This window comes from Pseudoduganella albidiflava (assembly GCF_004322755.1).
GTDB classification, from domain to species: Bacteria; Pseudomonadota; Gammaproteobacteria; order Burkholderiales; family Burkholderiaceae_D; genus Rugamonas; species Rugamonas albidiflava.
In genome coordinates, this window is sequence record NZ_CP036401.1 from 2,529,748 (window position 1) to 2,548,698 (window position 18,951).

An 18,951-nucleotide genomic window follows, 5' to 3' on the forward strand; every position below is an offset into this window, starting at 1 on the left:
TTAGTGCCGCACGCGCGTCCGTGTAGTCAATATGATGAGAGAACGCATCTGGCGGGACGGCGATTCAGGCCGCCAGGCATTGCCGGTACAGGTCGAGGTAGGCGCGCGCCGCTCTTTCCCACGTAAACCGGGCAGCGTGCGCGCGGGCACGCTGGGCGCCATCGCCGTCGGCAAAGCGTGCCATGCCGGCGCTGAAGACCTCGCGCATGTGGTCCGGATCGAAGTGATCGAAGTAGCAGGCGGCCTCGCCACCCACTTCCGGCAGGCTGGTCAGGCGCGACAGGAACACCGGCCGGCCGTGGTGCATCGCTTCCAGCGCCGGCAGGCCGAAGCCCTCGGCCAGCGACGGGAACAGGAAGGCCTCGCAGTGCGCGTAATACCAGTCCTTGTCGTACTGGCTCACCGGGCCGGTGATGGCCACCTGGCCGGCCACGCCGAAGCGCGCCGCTTCCTCCAGGATCTTCTGGCGGTAGCCTTCCTTGACGACGCCGGCGACGACCAGCGTGTAGCCGGTGCCGCGCAGCAGGGGAACCAGCACGTGGAAATTCTTCTTCGGGCACACCATCCCGACGGTGAACAGGAAGCGGCCGGGCGGCTTGAAATGCGGCTGGTGGCCATCCGGGGCGCGGCTGGCATCGGCGCCGTTGTGGATCACCGAGATCTTCCCGTCCGCTTCGGGGAACCAGCGGAGGATGTCGGCCTTGACGAACTCCGAGATCGCCACCACCCGGTCGACACCGGCGATCTTGCGCGCCATGCGGCGCAGGTATCGCGCGAGCTTGCGGCTGCCCGCCGGATGTTCATGCACCTGGTTCAGGTCATGCACGGTCATCACCGTCCTGGCGCGCACGCGCGCGGGGCCGAAGCGGCAATACTGGTCCGCGAAGTGCACTATGTCGAACTGGGCGCTGCGCGGAAAATACCAGCGGTGGTATCTGTGATGCGGCACATAGGACGCCTGCTCGCCCAGCACCCCGTGCTGCGGCGGATAGGTGTAGGCACTCATGTCGAACGCGCCGGCGCCTTGCCTGACGAGTTCGCGCCCCAGGCTCCGGCCGAAGGTATGCAGGCCGGTATTCTCGTGGCGCATGGAGTCGAGCGTGATCAGGAGCCGCGGCGTCATGGCTCCTCGGCGAAGCGGTCGGCATGGCGTGCCGCGGACCCGTCGCGCCATTGCAGCACCACGTCCGCCACCTGCGCCGCGCTGATCGCGGCCATGCAGGTGCAGGCCTGCGCGCCGGTGCAGGTGTCGCATTGCCGGGCACCGCACAGCGACGTGGCGTTCGCGCCGAGTGCGCCCCAGCGGGCGATGTCGATCGGCTGCACCGGCGGGAACAGGCCCAGCGTATTGCGGCCCAGTGCTGCCGATATGTGCAGCGGCCCGGTGCCGCTGGCGATCAGCCCGTCCGCCATGCCGATGAGTGACACCAGCCCGCCCAGGTCGTAGCGCCCGCACAGGCTGCGCACGTTCGGGCTGGCCAGCAGGGCCGGCGCTTCGCGCGCCAGCAGTTCGCCCTCGGCACGGCTGCCGGTGATCCAGATCGCGATGCCCGGATCGCCGGCCAGCCTGGCCGTCAGTTCGGCGTAGCGCGCCAGCGGCCACTCGCGGCCATTGCCGTTCGACTTCGGATGCAGCACCAGGTTGAACGGCGCCGGGCGGAACAGTTCAGCGATGTCCGGCCCATGCGGCGCCTGCAAGCCATACAGCGGCACGATTTCCGGCAGGGGCGGCAGGTGGTCCATGCCGAGCGGTTTCAACAACGCGAAGTTGAGCTGGGCCTCGTGCAGGCGCGAACGTGCCCGGGTGAAGTGCGCCAGCCGGTTGCAGTTCCACCAGTGATGCAGGCGGTGGCTGCTGCCCACGCGGTTCGGTACCCCGGCACGGCGCGCCGCGGCGGCCAGGGCCCGGTGCGGAAACGCGAAGATGACGGTGTCGTACGCCTGTTCCTGGAAGAAGCGCTCGATGTCCAGCTCTTCCAGGGCAAGTGCCCGGTCGATGAAGGCGCTGCAGCGTGCCACCGGCGCGGCATAGGCGCGGCACAGCATGTCGACCTCGACACCGGGAATATGCTGCTTGAGAAACCCGGCCAGCGGCAGGGTGAGCACGACGTCACCGATATTATCGGTGCGGCAAATGAGGATGCGTGATGATTCGGAAGGCATTACCGGACTTCTGGTCTCTCTTTATTCTGCCAGCAATTGAACGACGTAATGGACCTGTGCAATGCGGCGGGGCGCAGGCGCGTATTTTACGGATGGCGAACGCGTATTGTAACGGCATTGCGCCATTCTGTTCTCGATGAATCGGCATCTTTACACCGCATTACCGCCTTTGACCCGCCATGCGTTCCGGTACAGGCGCGACATTGCACCATCGGCGTGCACGATGTATTCGACAGCCTACGCATCGATTATGTCAGGCGCATTACCGGCAATGGCGGCGCGGCCGTCGAAAAATGCCAATGAGTATGAAATGTTGCCAGATGTCACATTGGCGTCATACCCGCTTCCTACAATGGGCGCCGTCTGAAAGCCGCCGGCCGCGTGTGTACGCCGTTGCCGGCCCCGTGTCCGTTTTTGCCAGTCGACCCAAGCCATGCCGAACATCTTCCGCCGCCACACCGGCGCCCGCGTCGTTGCCGCCTTCGCCGCCATCCTCGCCATGCTGGCGATGGTGACCCTCGCTTCCCTCTGGTCGCTGCAGAAAGTGGCCGGCAATGCCGACCTGCTGGTCGACGACAAGCTGGCGCGGCAGCGCCTGGCCATCGAACTGCGCGCCAGCGAGCAGCTCAACGCGCTGCGTGCGCTGTCGATCGCGCGCAGCGACAGCCTGGAAGTGGGCGACGCCTTCATGGCGCAACTGGCGGCCGGCGAGAAAGTCACGCAGCGGCTGGAGCGGCAGCTGGCGGCCTTGCGGGGCGATGCCGGCGAACTGGCGGTGATCGACGCGCTGCACCGGCAGCAGCAGCGTTTCCGCGCCGCGCGCGACGAGATCTTCAACCAGAAGGAAATGGGCCGCACCCAGCAGGTCGACGCGTTGATCGCTTCAGACTTCGAGCCGCGCCTGGCCGGCTACATGGGCGCGCTCGACGCGCTGCTGGCGCACCAGGCCCGCGCGGCGCGCCAGGTGTCGGACGATTCGCATGCCACGCTGGCGGCGATGCGCGTGCTGCTGGGCGGCCTCGGGCTGGCCGCGCTGGTGGCCGGCGCCGTGCTGGCGCTGCTGCTCACGCGCAGCATCGTGCGGCCGCTGCGCGATGCCGTCGCGTTTGCCGAGCGCACCGCCGAAGGCGACCTGACGGGCACGCTGCGCCATGGCCGCCACGACGAGGTGGGCCAGCTGCTCGATGCGCTGAACGAGATGGCGCGCCGCCTGGCGGTCACGGTCGGCGGCGTGCGCGATGCGGCGGCGGCCATCGATGCGGCCTCGGTGGAAGTCGCGCATGGCAACCTGGATTTATCGCGCCGCACCGAACGCCAGGCCGCCACGCTGGAGGAAACGGCGGCAGCGCTGGACCAGCTGGCCACGACCGTGCGCATCAACGGCAGCCAGGCCATCGACGCCGCCCGGCTGGCGCAGGGCGCGGCGGACGTGGCGGGACAGGGCGGCAGCGCCATCGCGCAAGTGAGCACCACGATGGAAGGCATCAGCCGCTCGGCGGCCAGGATCGTCGACATCATCGCCGTGATCGACGGCATCGCCTTCCAGACCAATATCCTGGCGCTGAACGCGGCCGTCGAGGCGGCCCGCGCCGGCGAACAGGGCCGCGGCTTTGCGGTGGTGGCGGGCGAAGTGCGGGCGCTGGCCCAGCGTTCGGCCACCGCGGCGCGCGAGATCAAGGCGCTGATCGGCGAATCGGTGGCGACCATCGGGCAAGGCACCCACCTGGCCGCCGGCGCGCAAGCCACCATGGGCGGCATGCTGGACCGGGTGGGCGGCGTGAGCGCGCTGATGGCGCGCATCGGCGACGCCTCGCATGCCCAGACCGATGGCATCGCGCAGATGAACGATGCGGTGGCCGACCTGGAGCGCGATACGCAGAACAATGCCGCGCTGGTCGAGCAGGTGGCCGCGGCGTCGGCATCGCTGCGGCAGCAGGCGCAGGTGCTCACCACCCTGGTGCAGCAATTCCGCGTCGTGGCCGTGACGGCACCGGCCGGCAAGTCGCTGCCGGCCTTGCGCTGAACCGCGCGGTCAGCGCACCAGGCAGGGCTTCTTGTTGTCGAACCGCCAGTTCGGCACGAGGAACTGCATGGCTGCGGCGTCGTCGCGCGCGCCCAGGCCCATGTTCTTGTATGCCTGGTGCGCTTTTTCCAGTTCCGCTTCGTCGAGCTCGATACCCAGGCCCGGCTTTTGCGGAATGCCGATGAAGCCGCCCTCGATCTTTAGCGGTTCCTTCGTCAGGCGCTGGCCGTCCTGCCAGATCCAGTGCGTGTCGATCGCCGTCACCTTGCCTGGCGCGGCGGCGCCCACGTGGGTAAACATCGCCAGCGAGATGTCGAAGTGGTTGTTCGAGTGCGAGCCCCACGTCAGGCCGAACATCTGGCACAGCTGGGCCACGCGCACCGAACCCTGCATGGTCCAGAAGTGCGGGTCGGCCAGCGGGATGTCGACCGATTGCAGCTGGATCGAATGCGCCATCTGGCGCCAGTCGGTGGCGATCATGTTGGTGGCGGTCGGCAGGCCGGTGGCGCGGCGGAACTCGGCCATCACCTCGCGGCCGGAAAAACCGTTTTCGGCGCCGCACGGGTCTTCCGCGTAGGCCAGGATGCCGTGCTTGTCGCGGCACACGCGCACCGCTTCCTTCAGCGACCAGGCGCCGTTCGGATCGAGCGTCACGCGCGCCTGCGGGAAGCGCTCGTGCAGCGCGACGATCGCTTCCATTTCCGCATCGGCGCTCAGCACGCCGCCCTTGAGCTTGAAGTCATTGAAGCCGTAGCGTTCGCGCGTGGCTTCGGCCAGGCGCACGATGCTTTCCGGCGTCAGCGCTTCCTCGTTGCGCAGGCGGAACCAGGCGTCGCCCGCATCCGGCTCGGCGCGGTAGTCGAGGTTGGTCTTGTTGCGGTCGCCCACATAGAACAGGTAGCCCAGCATTTCCACCTTGTCGCGCTGGCGGCCCTCGCCCAGCAGGTCGGCCACCGGCACGTTCATGAACTGGCCCAGCAGGTCGAGCAGCGCCGACTCCATGGCCGTCACGGCGTGGATCGTGATGCGCAGGTCGAAGGTCTGCTGGCCGCGCCCGCCCGCGTCGCGTTCCGCAAACGTGGTGCGCATGGCGTTCAGGATGTTGTTGTACTCGCCCAGGCTCTTGCCGACGACGAGCTGGCGGGCATCTTCCAGCGTCTGCCGGATCTTCTCGCCGCCCGGCACTTCGCCGAGGCCGGTATTGCCGGCGCTGTCGGTCAGGATCACGATATTGCGCGTGAACCAGGCGCCGTGCGCGCCGGAGAGGTTGAGTAGCATGCTGTCCTGGCCCGCGACGGGCACGACGCGCATGTCGGTGACGGTGGGAGCGCCGGAAACGGTGGTGGTCATGGTGATATCCAGTGAGTGGTGGAACTTGCCGGGACGGTCTTTCCCGGCTTTGCTTGAAGCGATCTTAAAGGCTGATCAATTCAAGAACAAACCAATTGCTGATTCCACCGAATCACTAATTGAATCGATCACCAATTGAATCAATCACTCATAGTGAACCGACCGGGCCGTATCGATGGCCGCGCAATGTCACGATGCGCGCAGGCGCGCCATGAACTCGCCCAGCCGCCGGAGTGCTTCGGCCAGGTGCGCGGCGCTGGCCGCATACGACAGCCGCACATGGGTATCGGCACCGCACTGCCCGAAATCCTTGCCAGGCGTGAGGGCGACATGGGCTTCCTGCAGCACCCGCTCGCAGAACTGCCACGACGTGAGCCCCGTGCCGCTGACGTCGAAGTACACGTAGAACGCGCCGTCCGGCGGCACGGGCACGGGCAGGCCGATGTCGGCCAGGCCTTCCAGCACCAGCTTGCGGCGCCGGCCGAATTCCAGCCGGCGCTCCTCGCAGACGGCCAGCGACGCGTCCGTGAAGCAGGCCAGCGCCGCCTGCTGGGCGATCGTCGACGGGCAGATGTAGTAGTTCTGCGCCAGCCGCTCCATCGTCGGTACCAGCGCTTCTGGCACCACGCACCAGCCGAGCCGCCAGCCCGTCATGCCGAAGTATTTGGAGAAACTGTTGATGACGATGGCGTCGTCGTCGACCGCCAGCACGGTTTGCGGCGGCCGGCCCGCGCCATCCCGGTCGCCCAGGTTCAGGTAGATCTCGTCGACGATGCGCCAGGCATCGTGGCGGCGCGCCCAGTCGCAGATCGCGGCCAGCTCGTCCGGCGGGACCGAGGTGCCGGTGGGGTTCGATGGCGTCGCCACCATCACGCCGCGGGTGCGTTCGCTCCAGTTGGCCCGCACGCTGGCGGCGTCCAGCTGGAAGCGCGAGGCCGGGCCGGTGGCCACCAGCCGGACATCGGCGCCGAAGCTGCCGAGGAACTGGCGGTTGCACGGGTAGGACGGGTCGCCCACGATGACTTCGTCGCCCGGGTCGACCAGCGCGGCCGTGACCAGCAGCAGCGCGGCCGAGGCACCGGCCGTGACGATGATGCGTTCCGGCGCGATCGATACGCCGTGCTCGCGCAGGTAGAAGCCGGCCAGGGCCTGGCGCAGCGCGGGCATGCCGAGGGCCGCCGTATAGGGCAGGGCGCCTGCGCGCGCCGCCTCGGCCGCCGCTTCCAGCACGGCGGGCGGCGCGCCGAAATCGGGTTCGCCCAGGCTGAGGCGGATCACGTCATGTCCCAGCTCGCCCAGGGCGGCGGCGCGCTTGCCGAATTCCATGGCGAAGAATGGGTCGATGGCTTTGGCGCGTTGTGAAATCTTCATGGTGTGGAGGCATGCGTTGCGGTTCGGAACCCGCCAGTGTAGCGGGGATGGCCATGATAATGAAGCCGCCGGGTACACTGGCTGCTTTCCAGCTCCCGCCAGCCCGACTGATGACCCAGCCCGACCTCACCATTTCCCGCATCCTGCACGCCGGCTATGTGTTCGGGTGCGGCGGCACGCGCATCGCGTTCGATCCGGTCTTCGAGAACCCGTTCAGCCGCAACTGCCACGCCTTTCCGGACGTGCGCTTCGACGTCGACCAGATCCGCCGCGAGCGTTTCGACGCCGTCTTCATCTCGCACTTCCACGATGACCACTGCTCGCTGGACAGCCTGGACCTGCTCGACCGCGCCACCCCGCTGTACCTGTATTGCCTGTTCGGCGAGCTGTTCGACATGGTGCGGCAGCTGGGTTTTACGCAGGTCACGCCGTTGCGGCTGAATGAACCCGTCGGCATCGGTCCGTTCCAGGTCACCCCGCGCGAAGCGATGGATGCGGACGTGGACTCGATGTTCCAGGTGCGGGCGGCCGGCATGAACGTGCTCAACGTCGTCGATTCATGGATCGACGACGGCACGCTTGCCCAGCTGGTGGAGCAGGGCCCATGGGACATGGTGCTGTGGCCCTTCCAGACCATGCGCGAACTCGAAGTGCTGGCCCCGTCGCGCTACACGGCCGCGCCGCCGGAGCTGCCGGAAGAATGGATCGCCCAGTTGCAGGCACTGGCGCCCCGTTATGTCGTGCCCAGTTCCTGCCAGTTCCGGCAGGAACCCTGGTCCTGGTACAACCGCGCCTTCTTCCCGATCTCGTATGCCCTCTTCACGGCGGAAGTGACGCGCGCGCTGTCCACGGCCACGGTGGTGCGTCTCGATCCATCGGTGTCGGTGACGCTGGATGCCGTGTCGCTGCGGCCGGCGCCGCCCCTCGGCTGGGTGATTCCCGTCGGCCCGCAGGATGTCGACTACGTCTATGAAGGCAACGCCGCCGCGCCGCACACCAGCGAGATCGCCCGGCATTTCGGCCCGCTGACAGAGGCGCAGCTGGCCCGCGTGACCGATTACTGCCGCAGCGAACTGCCGGCGAAGTACGGTGAGGTGGAAGCCGCGTCGGAATACTTCGACGAGCCCCGCACCTGGCAGCTGTCGATCTACGATCACGCGGGCGTGGCCACGCATTTCCGCTACCGCCTGCCACCGGGCGGCCCGGCCGTGCTGGACGACAGCGCCGCGGCGCCCGGCTGGCTCACGGAAATCCCGGCCGCCAAGCTGTGGGCCGCGCTGGAAGAAGGCGAGGCGCTGACCTCGGTGTATTTGCGCATCAACGATCCCGTGGGCGAAGCCGCCTTCGATGCCGGCACCGAACGCGCCCTCGCCGGCGCCGAGGTGGTCGACGATCCGCTGATCCGCTGCCTGTTCAGCGATACCTTCGGGGCTTACCAGGCCGCGCAGCTGCGCCGGCTGCTGGCACGCCCGGCCTGAAGGGCTTACTTGCCCGGCGCGGGCTACTTACCCAATAAATACAGCGACTGCTCCCAGTCGTCCTGCCAGGCATGCAGGAAGTCATGCGATGCAAAGGCCCGTTTCAGGGGACCGAGCGGCACGCGGTATACGTCGTGCAACCCCAGCGCCAGCGTGACCGGATTCCACACAGCGTTGCGCTTCGATTTCCTCGCGCTGGCCTTGACGCGCGCGCCGTCGTCGCCAAAGATGCCGATCGCCTCGTCGAGCGCCTTGTCCAGGTCGAGCCGCACCAGCCGCGCGAACGCCGCCAGCACTTCCGCCTTGCCGATGCCGTACTGCGATTCGCTGGCCGCCGGCGCTGGGCGGGCGGCCGACTCTGCCGCCGCCTCCGCCTCGTGTTTCAGCTTGCCGGCAAGCCGCTCCAGGTCTTTCTTCTGGAAGCGCAACTGGTCGAGCGGCCGCCGGAAACCCGGTTCGGGAAGCCGCGCAACGATCTTGTACGCATCCTTCGTCATCGTCATCAGCACGTCGTCGCTGCCGGCCGCCAGCCGCGCGATGTCGCCTTCGAAGAAGATCGGCGCCGCATAGCCGCCGTTCGCGTCGCCGAACAGTTCCGGGTACGCCGGATCGTAGTCCAGCCAAACGTAGGGCGTGAGGCCATGCTCGAGCAGGCGGGCCAGTGTCCAGGGGGATGCGGTCTGCAGCGCCAGCCAGGCGCAGGCTTCGTCTGTGGTGGCGCGGAAGGGCAGGTCGGTGGTACTCATGGATCTTTCGGACGGATCGTGGCGGGAGAGCGCCATTGTAGTGCACTGACCCGGCCGCCACGGGCTGTTCCGGCGATAATGGCGGTTGCAGGAACTACCGTGGCCGGCTGCCGGCCGACAGCAAACCGAGGAACACCATGCACGAACTCATTTCGCAATTGCTCCGCCTGTACCTGCCCGCCGGCGCACCCGTGCCGGAGGGGCTCGAACAGCATCTCGACGGGCGCATGACGCGCGCCTTCGATCTCGCGCACGGCGGCGCGGTGCGCGCCATCGTCATCCCGTTCGACCGCCAGCCCCAGGCCAACGGCGCCGACCCGTGGGAACGCCTGTGCGAGGCGGCCAACGCGCTGCAGGGCGAGCTGGGATTGCCGGCACCGGCCGTGAGCATCTCCGGCGCTGCCGGGTTCCGGCTCTGGCTGTCGTTCCAGGAGCCGGTGCCGGCCGCCATCGCGCAGGAATTCCTCGGGCAGGTGGTGGCTGCCTACTGCTCCGGCGTGGTCCTGCCGCAGCACGGCGTGCTGGCGCTGGTCGAGCTGCCGCCCTGCCTGAACGGCGCGACGGGCAAGTGGGCCGCGTTCATCCACCCCGGCATGGGCGCATCGTTCGCCGACGAACCGGCGCTGGAAATGCCGCCGCCGCCCGCCGCCCAGGCGGCATTCTTGCAGGGGTTGGAATCGATCAGCCAGGAACAGTTCCGGCATGCGCTGGCGGTGCTGGCGCGCGGCGCCGGCATGGCCGAAGCCGAGACGCAGGCCGCGACGGATGCCGTGGCGCCCGCGCCAGCGTCGGCCGTGCCGCCCGGGCTGCTGCTGAAGGACGCCACGCTGGAAGACATCGTGCGCCTGCTGCACGCCAGGAATATCGAGCCCACCTTCCGCCACCTGCTGCCGCCGCGCTAGGTTTCCTTCGCGCGGGCTGCCCGCGTGCCTATTTCCTGCCTTTCGCCTTGTCGCCGCCGGCGAACTGCTCGATCTTGCCGGTGGGCCCGGAGACGATCAGCAGGTCGGCCGGCAGGATGCGCGTTTCCGGCCGCGCGTGCTGGAAGTCTTCATTCTGGCGCTTGACGCCGACCACCGTCACGCCATAGCGCGTGCGCACATGCGATTCGGCCAGCGTGACGTGGTGGGTGTCGGCCGGCGCATGGATCTTGGCGATCGCAAAGCCGTCCTCGAACTCGATGAAATCCATCATGCGGCCCGTGATGAGGTGGGCGACGCGTGCGCCCATGTCCGCTTCCGGATACACCACGTGATGGGCGCCGATGCGGGTGGCGATCTGGCCGTGTTCAGGCGTCAGCGCCTTGACCCAGATATCCTTGATGCCCAGTTCCGTCAGCACCATCAGGGTCATCAGGCTTGCCGCCAGGTCGGAGCCAATCGCCACGATGGCGTGCGAGAAGTCCGCCACGCCCAGCTGCAGCATCACGTTCTCGTTGGTGGAATCGGCCTGCACGGCATGCGTGAGGCGGTCGCCCCACACCTGCACCAGCTCTTCCTTCTTGTCGACGCCCATCACGTCGTGGCCAAGGTGCATCAGCGATTGCGCCACGGCGCCGCCGAACCGGCCCAGGCCGATGACGATGACGCTGTCGCTGGCGGAAAACGCGAACTGCTCCGTAAAAATCCTACCCCACAATTGGATGCTCCTCAGGATAACGATAAGGCATGCGCCGTTCGCCGATGACCAGCGAGGTCGCAAGGGTGATGGTGCCGACCCGGCCGAAGAACATTAGCAGGGCCAGCACGAACTGGCCGGACGGCGGCAGGTCGTCCGTGATACCGGTGGACAGGCCGGCGCTGCCGAAGGCGGCGATCACTTCGAAGATCACCTGGTCGGTCGGGAAATGCGATATGCGCAGCAGCGCGATGGTGCCCGCGGCGACGATCACGCTGCCCACCACCATCACGGTGATGGCTTGCCGCTGTGCCGAGGCGCCGACGCGCCGGCCGAAGGCCTCGGTGTCGGTATGGCCCTTGGCTTCGGCAATGACGAGCAGCACGAGGATCATCACGGTGCCCACTTTCACGCCGCCCGCGGTGCCGGCGCTGCCGCCGCCGACGAACATCAGGAAGTAGTGCAGCGCCCAGGTTTCCGGCGTCAGCGCGGCGATGTCCACCGTGTTGAAGCCCACGGTGCGCGCGGATGCCGACATGAACAGGCTGTTCAGCAGCTTGTCCGCGATCGACAGCGGGCCGAAGGTCTTCGCGTTGTCCCATTCAAACAGCAGGATCGCGAAGAAGCCGGAAACGACCAGCACCAGCGTGCCGGCCAGCGTCAGCTTGGTGTGCAGCGACCAGTGGCGCGGATCGCGGCAACGGTCGCGCAGGTCGTTCAGGATGGGGAAGCCGATGCCGCCGACCACGGCGGCGATCATCACCGGCAGCAGGATCAGCGCGTCGCTGGCATAGCGCATGAAGCCGTCCGGGTGGATCGAGAAGCCGGCATTGTTGAAGGCCGACACGGCGTGGAAGAAGCCGGTCCAGGCAGCGTCGCCCCACGCCATGTCGTGGCCGATGCGCAGCCGCAGCGTGAGCAGGGCACCGATGATGAGCTGGGACAGCGCCGTGACGCCCAGCACCAGCTTGGCCACGCTGGAAATGTCGCCGACCCACAGCGAGCGGGTTTCCGTCTGCGTCACCAGCCGCGTGCGCAGCCGCGGCGAGCGGTTCACCATCAGGCCGAGCAGGGTCGCCGCCGTCATCATGCCGAAGCCGCCCAGCTGGAACATCACCATGATCGTGACCTGGCCGAACACCGACCAGTAGGTGCCGGTGTCGACCAGCACCAGGCCCGTCACGCAAATGGCCGACACGGATGTGAAGAACGCCACCATCGGCGGCGCCGGCACGCCCGCGGCGCGCGCGATGGGCAGCATCAGCAGCAGGGTGCCGACCGCGATCGCCAGGGCAAAGCCCAGGATCACGGTGCGCGCGGGGTGGAGGACGGTCTGTTTCAAGATTCAGGCGCCGGCGTGGTGAAAGACCGACATGGTAAACGAAGCCGCCGGTCCCGCCTAATCGCATGGTGGCCGGCACGAGCAAGCTGTACAGGCAAAAACGGTGACAGTCACCATTTGTTTCGGGATAAGCCCACCCCGAGTGCAAATTCCGGGGTCAAAAACGGTGACAGTCACCCTTTGTTTTGAAACATTTCCGGAAAAACGGTGACAGTCACCATTTGTTTCGGGATAAGCCCACCCCAAGTGCAGATTCCGGGGTCAGACCCGGCGGGGTGAAGCAGGGGTTTCGCGAAGCATGCTTCGCGCCTGCGGAACGATGCTGGCATACATGCCAGCATTCCTTCCTGACCCCAGCCCTTTGCTGTTGGGGTGAATGCAGACGCTTTGATATCTCGGGCAACGCTTCAAAAATGGTGACTGTCACCGTTTTTGATTGGTGTCTTTTACCGGAACGTCGTGCCGGCGCGACCGTCAGGCGGGAAGCGGTTCGGGCTGGGCATCCTGCATCCAGCACTGGCCGGCGCGCGTCACCAGCAGGCGTTCGGCATGGGCAAGCCGCGCGTCGGCTTCGACGATATCGAGCATCGCCACCAGCAGCTGGCGCTGCAGGGCGGGTTCGGTGATCTCCGCCAGCACGCTGTCCAGCAGCGCCGGGCCGATCTCCACCGCGCCGTTGCGCACGGTGCCGCCCAGCATGTCGCTGCACAGTTCGTCCAGCACTTCGCTGAACAGGGTCCAGTCGATGTCCAGGTCCTGCAGGACGGGTGAATCTTCCAGCACCTGCAGCTCGGCCGGGTCGAGGTGGCCATCGACCACCATCGACAGGGCCAGCAGGCGGGCACGGGCCCGCGGGCTGTTGGTTTCATACTTGCGCATCGTTTTATCCTTTGTCGTTATCGTCGTTCACATTTTTCGCGCCGGGCGGCCCCGTGGGGCCGCGCCGGTCATGTGCATCAGTTGCCGGTCTTCTTCGGCGGCAGCAGCAGGCTGGCGAGCACGCTGGCACCGATCAGGAAGGCCACCACCACCAGCGAAGCCTCCACCGGCATGTGGTACCACGGCATGATCAGCATCTTGGTACCGATGAACGCGAGCACCAGCGCCAGGCCATACTTGAGCAGGTGGAAGCGGTCGGCGATGTCGGCCAGCAGGAAGTACAGCGCCCGCAAGCCCAGGATCGCAAACAGGTTCGACGTGAACACGATGAACGGGTCGGTCGTGATCGCGAAGATCGCCGGGATCGAATCCACCGCGAAGATCAGGTCGGTCACTTCGATCAGGATCAGCACGAGGAACAGCGGCGTCACGTACAGCAGGCCGTTCCTGCGCACCATGAACTTCTCGCCATGCTCGTCCTCGGCCACGCGCAGGTGCTTCTTGGCGAATTTCAGCACCGGGTTCTGCGTCACGTCGGGCTCCTGCTCGGAAGCCATCAGCATCTTGATACCCGTGAACAGCAGGAACGCGCCGAACAGGTACAGCACCCACGAGAATTCCTTCACTACCCAGGCACCGGCCAGGATCATCACGGCGCGCATCACGATCGCGCCCAGCACGCCGTAGATCAGCACGCGGCGCTGGTATTGCGGCGGCACCTGGAAGGCACCGAAGATCAGCAGGAACACGAACACGTTGTCGACCGACAGCGCCTTCTCGATCAGGTAGCCGGACAGGAATTCCAGCGCCTTCTGGTCGGCGACCACTTCGCCCACGGTGCCCTTCAGGTGCCACCACAGGCCCGCGTTGAACAGCAGCGCCATCGTCACCCACACGCCCGACCACGCGGCCGCTTCCTTCACGCTCACCTTGTGCGCCTTGTTGCCGCCAAAGACAAACAGGTCCAGCGCCAGCATCACCAGCACGAACGCCACGAATCCGGCCCACATCCCCGGTGTGGCGATATTCTCAAGTCCAGTCATTTCGACCACCTTCTTATGAATTATCAACAGGGGCAGGATAACGTCGCACGATTGAAAGGACAAATCGAATATACTAAGCGAATACATCGAAAAAACTGAGCAATTGCATTCCTGTCAGCGTTCCGGCGCCAGACTGCCCCGACCTTTCCACCATGAGCCTCAATTACAAGCATCTCCGTTATTTCTGGATGGTGGCGCGCACCGGCACGATTGCCCGCGCCGCCGAGCAACTGCACCTGACGCCGCAATCGATCTCCGGCCAGCTGACGGAATTCGCCGAAACGCTGGGCGTCGAACTGTTCCGCCGCGCCGGCCGCACACTCGAGCTGACGGAGGCGGGCACCCGCGTGCTGAGCTATGCCGACACCATCTTCCGCACCGGCGATGAACTCATCGAGGCATTGCACGACGAGTCGGTGCACGCCACCCGCTTCCTCGTCGGCTGCGCGGATTCGGTGTCGAAGATGGTCGCCAGCCAGGTGCTGACACCCGCGCTGGCGCTGGACGAACCGGTGCGCCTGGTCTGCAGGGAAGGGCGCCTGGCCACGCTGCTGGGCGAGCTGGCCGTGCACCGGCTGGACCTGATCATCGCCGACCGGCCGATGCCCCAGCACTTGTCCGTGCGCGGTTTTTCCCACTTGCTGGGCGAGAGCGTGCTGAAGATCTTCGGCGCGCCGGCTCTCCGCGAACGCCTGAAAGGCCCGTTCCCGCAATGCCTGGACAAGATGCCGATGCTGCTGCCGGGCGAGGATTTCGCCACGCGGCCGCGCGTGCTGAAGTGGCTGGAAGAGCATGGGGTGCGGCCGCGCATCGTCGGCGAATTCGACGACAGCGCGATGATGAAGACCTTCGGCCAGGCCGGCGCCGGCCTGTTCTTCGCGCCGGGCGTGCTGGCGGACTACATCTGCAAGCAGTACCAGGTCGAACAGTTCGGCGAGGCGGGCGATGTCGTCGACCAGGTGTACGCGATCACCACCGAGCGGCGGCTGAGCCATCCGGCCACGGTGGCGATCAGCCAGGAGGCGCGGAAGCATTTGTTCAAGGCTTAGCGAGGCCCCTGGCATCGACTCGCGACGTCTCAATGTGCCAGATGGAATCGTCCGTCGTTCAGCTTTTGAAAAGAACGGACGGGGCTCTGCTTTTCATCGCAAATGGAAGCACACGAACGCTATGTGCACTCAGTGGTCGCGTCTGCTCCTGGTCCCTTGCCACCGGCCAGTGGACGGCAGCTGTCGCCCGAAGCGGTCGCCGCGCAGCAGCCAGATCAGGGAGTGGAAGGGTCGATCCAGCCGGGCCTGAGTCCTGCCTCGTATTCCTTGCGTACGTAGGCGAGTGACTGTGCATTTCCCATTTCTGCCTCGATAGCGCCTATGCATCCCCAGCAATCTCCACCACAATCCCCTGAAAGCGGATCTCGCGGATTATCGAGCAAGCGCCTGCAGATCTGACAGTACTCGTGCTTTTTACTGTTCTTCATATTTGTAATTCCTGGATGGCCGGTATTGGTCCGATCTCGGCCGCTTGACGCAGCATGGCAGTTGCAGATACGGAAAAGTCACAGGCTGTCAGTACCGGCGGCGCGCGCCCCATTGCGGACTTCCGCCCGCTCCGTGCGGTGGGTACGGTTATAAAAAATCTCGACTCGAAGGCTTTGCCACGACGTCCGCTCCACTCACTGATTCTCCATGACACCGGTGGCGAATCCTCTGCCAAAGTCATGCAAGACTTTCTCGCTCCATGCATCGAAATCGGTCTCTTTGCCAGCGTAGGACGCAAAGAATTCGATCTCGCTTTCCTGGGGCTGCCGAGGATCCGCCATGGGATGCAAGGTGATCTTGATCATGGCGGGGTGAGCAGGCTCGGTCGGAACCGTGAAGATGTAGATAAACGAATCCGCGCCAACGTTTATTTGCCTGTAAGCCCCATTGCCGACTTTCTCGAAATGGCTGGAGCTGGCCAATTGCGCTTCGCAATGGAAGATGCTGGCAGCGGAAGCAGGACCAGCTGCTGGCAAGGTAATCGGGTCGGCGCCGAATGCCCAGGTCGCGACAGTGAATAACAGGACTGCAAGAGTATTTTTCACACGGTTTCTTTCTAATTTCTGGAACAGGCATGCCCATGCGCTCAGAACCATTCGAGCGATGCGGGGCTGTCTATCTGCGTTGGATTTAACGTCCGCTACCGGCTGCACCTGGCCGTTCGCCCAGGCATGGCAGGTCGATCAGCGCCTCGGATGCAACTCACGCCCCCAATGCGGCAACAGCTGGTTGACGTCGGAACTCTCGCCATTCCACCACGTGAATGTCCATCCGGTCCGCGCCTTGTGGTCGAGCTCGATCCATACCATCTGCATGCCCGCCTGCAGCGCATCCCACTCGTCGCAGCCGAATGCGACACGCTCGTCCTCGACGATGCCGGGCAAGCTGAGTTTGCATTGCCACCATTTTCCTTCCACCTGCGTCGGCCGGAAAATCCCGACCCTGGCGAAGAATATGGGACGGCCTGGCGCCAGCACTTGGCAACCCCGGCTGACTAATGGCCCAATAGGCTCGCACGACTCACTCATTTCCCGATCTCCCTTATCGATTATCGGATGGCCTGGCCAGCCTTTCACGGACGCCGCTACTTTCTCGTCAATATCCTCATGAGCGCCTGAAAATTCGCGTCGACTGTCTTTGCGGCCGACGCCACGTCATCCTGATGGGCGCGAAAACTGTAGCTGACCTGGGGGCCCCATTTTAAACGGTACGTCGTGCTGCAATGAAGCATGCCGGCTGGCGAGATGTCATGGCAGTGCAAGGTAAATGGTTCGCTCGCCTCGTTATGCCACATTCCGTCGCGGGCTACCCAGTAGCCATTGGCATACCGGTTGAAATCCCCGGCCGCCGCGACTTCCAGAGGCTGGCCGTACTGGATTGCGGCATCTTTTTCTTTCACGAATGCGGCATGGCTGCCCTGGCCGCTGCTCCCCAGCATTCTCCGGTAGTCATAATCGGTCGGCGAATACACCGAGATCGTATGGGGAAAGTCCGCTCGCACTTCGGCGGGGCAGAGCAGCTTTGCCAGGTCCCGGTCCCCGGACGCGCAGAATCGATCCCGCGATGGACGGCCTTCGAAGCCCAGCTTCCCGACATCGATCGACAGGTTCACCAGCGTGACGGGCTGTTCCGTTTCCAGGCTGAGGCTGCAAAAGTCCCGCATGCGGCGATTCACCGAAAACGAGTACAACTGGTCTTTTCCCGTCCAGGGCGCGAAAACAGGCGCTGACGGCAGCCAGAAATCCGCTCCCGCGATGGTCACGTGGTGTTTCGCTGCCAGGCAGGTCTCGTCGGGAGGCCGGCGCTGCCACTCCGACCACCATGACGCGCCTCCCACCAACGCCGGCAAGGCCAGGAATCCCGCCAGCACGAGGAACGCGGACCGCGTGCGCGACTGCCTAGTGCGCGGGCGCCAGAGCATCGCGGCGCGGGTCGCCACGCCCGCCAGCAATCCGGCGATGGCTGAACAGATGAAAAGTGTCCCCATGAGCAGGAACAGGCCCGCGCCGCCGGGCGCACTGTCCGCCGACCGGAAGCCGTACCATGCGAGCGACCCGAGGGCCACGCCCGTCACCACCGCGAACGCCGCGAGCGAGCGCCGACCGGGCATCCTCAGTGCCAGCGCAAAGAGCGCGATGTAGGGGATCAGGTAGAGACTAAGCGATGCAACCATCGGGAAACGGTAGGCAGCAGACTAAAAAATGCCAAGGATCTTGCCCGACAGAGGCATGTCAGCGCTGCGGCAGGTCACGCACATACGGCCACTGCCAGCGCGGCGCCATCGTCAGCCACGTCCAGCGTCACCGTAAACAGGCTGCCCAGCCCCGGCCCGTCACTGTGAGCTGTGACGTGCCCGCCATGCATGGAGACGATATTTCGCACCAGCGCCAGGCCGATGCCCAGGCCACCCTGGGCGCGGTCGGGCGAGCGCTCGGCCTGCGTGAACAGGTCGAATACATGGGGCAGCAGCTCGCTGTCGAGGCCGATGCCGTTGTCGCGCACACTGATCGTCACGGTCGTGCCGGCGCGCGCGATGGCGAGCGCGATCCGGCCGCCGCGCGGCGTGTACTTGGCGGCGTTGTTGAGCAGGTTGACCACCACCTGCACGAGGCGGTGCGGATCGCCGTGGAGGCGGATGCCGTCCGTATCGCCTTCGATGGCGAACGCATGGCCGCGCGCCTGGATCAGCGGGCGCGCCTGCTCGACGGCATTGGCGACGATGGCGGCCACTTCCACCACCGAGCGTTCGAGCTGGATCAGGCCGCGTGTCACGCGCGACACGTCGAGCAGGTCGTCCACCAGCGACGTCATGTGGCGCACCTGCCGGCTGATCACCTCGCTCGCCTTGCGCACCCGTTCCTCGCTGGGTCCGAGCGTGCGGAGCAGGTCGGCCGCGGCGGAGATGGGCGCCATCGGATTGCGCAGCTCGTGGGCCAGCATGGCCAGGAACTCGTCCTTGCGGCGGTCCTGCTCCAGCAGCGCCTGTTCGGCGGCCAGCCGCTCGGTGATGTCCTCGTGGATCAGCATCACTTCGAGCACGCGGCCGTCGTCGTCCTTGATCGGATGCGCCCGCGCGGTCACCCAGCGCGCCGGACCGTCGCCATCCAGCGTGGCCACGTCGTAGCGGATTGCCGGCAGCGTGACCGGTTCACCGTCGAACGCGCGCTGCAGCAGCGGGGCGATGCCATGCGCGATGAGCTGCGGATCGTGGAGCACGTTGTAGGCCGAACTGAGCACGTGGGCCTTCAGTGCGGAGCCTTCGCGAATCTGCCACAGGTCTTCCCACGCCTGGTTGACGCCCAGCGTGCGCCCGCCGGGTGCGAGGATCTGGATGCTCACCGGCGCCTGCTCGAACAGGGCGCGAAAGCGCAGCTCGGATTTTGCGCCGTGGGGCAGGGCTG

At 66.0% G+C, this 18,951-nt stretch carries 18 protein-coding genes; 5 read left to right on the forward strand and 13 right to left on the reverse strand.

Annotated elements, in window-relative coordinates; genetic code table 11:
• Positions 1–64 precede the first annotated feature (64 nt).
• Positions 65–1,123 (reverse strand): glycosyltransferase family 4 protein, encoded by a 1,059-nt coding sequence (locus tag EYF70_RS10615; RefSeq protein ID WP_165497618.1) that lies wholly within the window; start codon positions 1,121–1,123, stop codon positions 65–67.
• Complete coding sequence (locus EYF70_RS10620) at positions 1,120–2,163, reverse strand: glycosyltransferase family 9 protein (RefSeq protein ID WP_131145363.1); 1,044 nt, start codon at positions 2,161–2,163, stop codon at positions 1,120–1,122. The genes EYF70_RS10615 and EYF70_RS10620 overlap by 4 nt, the downstream gene beginning before the upstream one ends.
• A 48-nt stretch (positions 2,164–2,211) precedes the next feature.
• On the opposite strand from EYF70_RS10620, the gene EYF70_RS10625 reads away from it, so the two are divergent.
• Together EYF70_RS10625 and EYF70_RS10630 are read left to right on the forward strand one after the other, a co-directional pair.
• Entirely contained in the window at positions 2,212–2,466 is a 255-nt protein-coding gene (locus tag EYF70_RS10625) for a hypothetical protein (RefSeq protein WP_131145364.1), read from the forward strand.
• A gap of 130 nt (positions 2,467–2,596) precedes the next feature.
• The gene (locus EYF70_RS10630) at positions 2,597–4,186 is read left to right on the forward strand and encodes a methyl-accepting chemotaxis protein (RefSeq protein ID WP_131145365.1); all 1,590 of its coding nucleotides are present in this window, start codon (positions 2,597–2,599) and stop codon (positions 4,184–4,186) included.
• Positions 4,187–4,195: 9 nt separating this feature from the next.
• On the opposite strand, the gene gudD is transcribed toward EYF70_RS10630, so the two are convergent.
• Together gudD and EYF70_RS10640 are read right to left on the reverse strand one after the other, a co-directional pair.
• The gene (gene gudD / locus EYF70_RS10635) at positions 4,196–5,536 is read right to left on the reverse strand and encodes a glucarate dehydratase (RefSeq protein ID WP_131145366.1); all 1,341 of its coding nucleotides are present in this window, start codon (positions 5,534–5,536) and stop codon (positions 4,196–4,198) included.
• A 189-nt stretch (positions 5,537–5,725) separates the two neighbouring features.
• Positions 5,726–6,907 carry a pyridoxal phosphate-dependent aminotransferase gene (locus EYF70_RS10640; RefSeq protein ID WP_131145367.1) on the reverse strand — a complete coding sequence of 394 codons (1,182 nt, stop codon included), beginning with the start codon at positions 6,905–6,907 and terminating at the stop codon, positions 5,726–5,728.
• 110 nt (positions 6,908–7,017) lie between these two features.
• Between EYF70_RS10640 and EYF70_RS10645 the strand changes: the two genes are divergently transcribed.
• Complete coding sequence (locus tag EYF70_RS10645) at positions 7,018–8,385, forward strand: MBL fold metallo-hydrolase (RefSeq protein WP_131145368.1); 1,368 nt, start codon at positions 7,018–7,020, stop codon at positions 8,383–8,385.
• A gap of 23 nt (positions 8,386–8,408) precedes the next feature.
• Here the strand turns inward: EYF70_RS10645 and EYF70_RS10650 are convergent, their stop codons facing one another.
• Entirely contained in the window at positions 8,409–9,131 is a 723-nt protein-coding gene (locus EYF70_RS10650; protein ID WP_131145369.1) for a hypothetical protein, read from the reverse strand.
• A 137-nt stretch (positions 9,132–9,268) separates the two neighbouring features.
• On the opposite strand from EYF70_RS10650, the gene EYF70_RS10655 reads away from it, so the two are divergent.
• Positions 9,269–10,033: a hypothetical protein gene (locus EYF70_RS10655; protein WP_131145370.1), complete on the forward strand. Its 765-nt coding sequence runs from the start codon at positions 9,269–9,271 to the stop codon at positions 10,031–10,033.
• Between the two features lie 28 nt (positions 10,034–10,061).
• On the opposite strand, the gene EYF70_RS10660 is transcribed toward EYF70_RS10655, so the two are convergent.
• From EYF70_RS10660 to EYF70_RS10675, 4 genes are all read right to left on the reverse strand, one after another.
• Complete coding sequence (locus EYF70_RS10660) at positions 10,062–10,769, reverse strand: potassium channel family protein (RefSeq protein WP_131145371.1); 708 nt, start codon at positions 10,767–10,769, stop codon at positions 10,062–10,064.
• Entirely contained in the window at positions 10,759–12,090 is a 1,332-nt protein-coding gene (locus EYF70_RS10665; RefSeq protein WP_229420806.1) for a TrkH family potassium uptake protein, read from the reverse strand. Before EYF70_RS10665 ends, EYF70_RS10660 begins: the two co-directional genes overlap by 11 nt.
• A 474-nt stretch (positions 12,091–12,564) precedes the next feature.
• Complete coding sequence (locus EYF70_RS10670) at positions 12,565–12,969, reverse strand: tellurite resistance TerB family protein (RefSeq protein WP_131145372.1); 405 nt, start codon at positions 12,967–12,969, stop codon at positions 12,565–12,567.
• Between the two features lie 77 nt (positions 12,970–13,046).
• Complete coding sequence (locus EYF70_RS10675; protein ID WP_131145373.1) at positions 13,047–14,012, reverse strand: TerC family protein; 966 nt, start codon at positions 14,010–14,012, stop codon at positions 13,047–13,049.
• 152 nt (positions 14,013–14,164) lie between these two features.
• Here EYF70_RS10675 and nhaR point away from each other — a divergent pair, with 152 nt between their 5' ends.
• Positions 14,165–15,061, forward strand: coding sequence for a transcriptional activator NhaR (gene nhaR / locus EYF70_RS10680; protein WP_131145374.1), 897 nt, complete (start codon positions 14,165–14,167; stop codon positions 15,059–15,061).
• A gap of 623 nt (positions 15,062–15,684) precedes the next feature.
• On the opposite strand, the gene EYF70_RS10690 is transcribed toward nhaR, so the two are convergent.
• The 4 genes from EYF70_RS10690 to EYF70_RS10705 all read right to left on the reverse strand — a co-directional run bounded on the left by EYF70_RS10690 (position 15,685) and on the right by EYF70_RS10705 (position 18,889).
• Positions 15,685–16,095: a hypothetical protein gene (locus tag EYF70_RS10690; RefSeq protein WP_131145376.1), complete on the reverse strand. Its 411-nt coding sequence runs from the start codon at positions 16,093–16,095 to the stop codon at positions 15,685–15,687.
• Between the two features lie 138 nt (positions 16,096–16,233).
• A complete protein-coding gene (locus EYF70_RS10695) occupies positions 16,234–16,434 on the reverse strand; it encodes a hypothetical protein (RefSeq protein WP_131145377.1) in 201 nt (66 codons plus the stop codon).
• Between the two features lie 200 nt (positions 16,435–16,634).
• The gene (locus tag EYF70_RS10700) at positions 16,635–17,723 is read right to left on the reverse strand and encodes a DUF1109 domain-containing protein (protein ID WP_131145378.1); all 1,089 of its coding nucleotides are present in this window, start codon (positions 17,721–17,723) and stop codon (positions 16,635–16,637) included.
• 74 nt (positions 17,724–17,797) lie between these two features.
• Positions 17,798–18,889, reverse strand: coding sequence for a PAS domain-containing sensor histidine kinase (locus EYF70_RS10705; protein WP_229420807.1), 1,092 nt, complete (start codon positions 18,887–18,889; stop codon positions 17,798–17,800).
• Positions 18,890–18,951: the final 62 nt, after the last annotated feature.

Bases quoted from the DNA above. Each gene is read 5' to 3' on its own strand.
- EYF70_RS10615 (WP_165497618.1), bottom strand. From the start codon at position 1,123: ATGACGCCGCGGCTCCTGATCACGCTCGACTCCATGCGCCACGAGAAT.
- EYF70_RS10620 (WP_131145363.1), bottom strand. From the start codon at position 2,163: ATGCCTTCCGAATCATCACGCATCCTCATTTGCCGCACCGATAATATC.
- EYF70_RS10625 (WP_131145364.1), top strand. From the start codon at position 2,212: ATGGACCTGTGCAATGCGGCGGGGCGCAGGCGCGTATTTTACGGATGG.
- EYF70_RS10630 (WP_131145365.1), top strand. From the start codon at position 2,597: ATGCCGAACATCTTCCGCCGCCACACCGGCGCCCGCGTCGTTGCCGCC.
- gudD (WP_131145366.1), bottom strand. From the start codon at position 5,536: ATGACCACCACCGTTTCCGGCGCTCCCACCGTCACCGACATGCGCGTC.
- EYF70_RS10640 (WP_131145367.1), bottom strand. From the start codon at position 6,907: ATGAAGATTTCACAACGCGCCAAAGCCATCGACCCATTCTTCGCCATG.
- EYF70_RS10645 (WP_131145368.1), top strand. From the start codon at position 7,018: ATGACCCAGCCCGACCTCACCATTTCCCGCATCCTGCACGCCGGCTAT.
- EYF70_RS10650 (WP_131145369.1), bottom strand. From the start codon at position 9,131: ATGAGTACCACCGACCTGCCCTTCCGCGCCACCACAGACGAAGCCTGC.
- EYF70_RS10655 (WP_131145370.1), top strand. From the start codon at position 9,269: ATGCACGAACTCATTTCGCAATTGCTCCGCCTGTACCTGCCCGCCGGC.
- EYF70_RS10670 (WP_131145372.1), bottom strand. From the start codon at position 12,969: ATGCGCAAGTATGAAACCAACAGCCCGCGGGCCCGTGCCCGCCTGCTG.
- EYF70_RS10675 (WP_131145373.1), bottom strand. From the start codon at position 14,012: ATGACTGGACTTGAGAATATCGCCACACCGGGGATGTGGGCCGGATTC.
- nhaR (WP_131145374.1), top strand. From the start codon at position 14,165: ATGAGCCTCAATTACAAGCATCTCCGTTATTTCTGGATGGTGGCGCGC.
- EYF70_RS10700 (WP_131145378.1), bottom strand. From the start codon at position 17,723: ATGGTTGCATCGCTTAGTCTCTACCTGATCCCCTACATCGCGCTCTTT.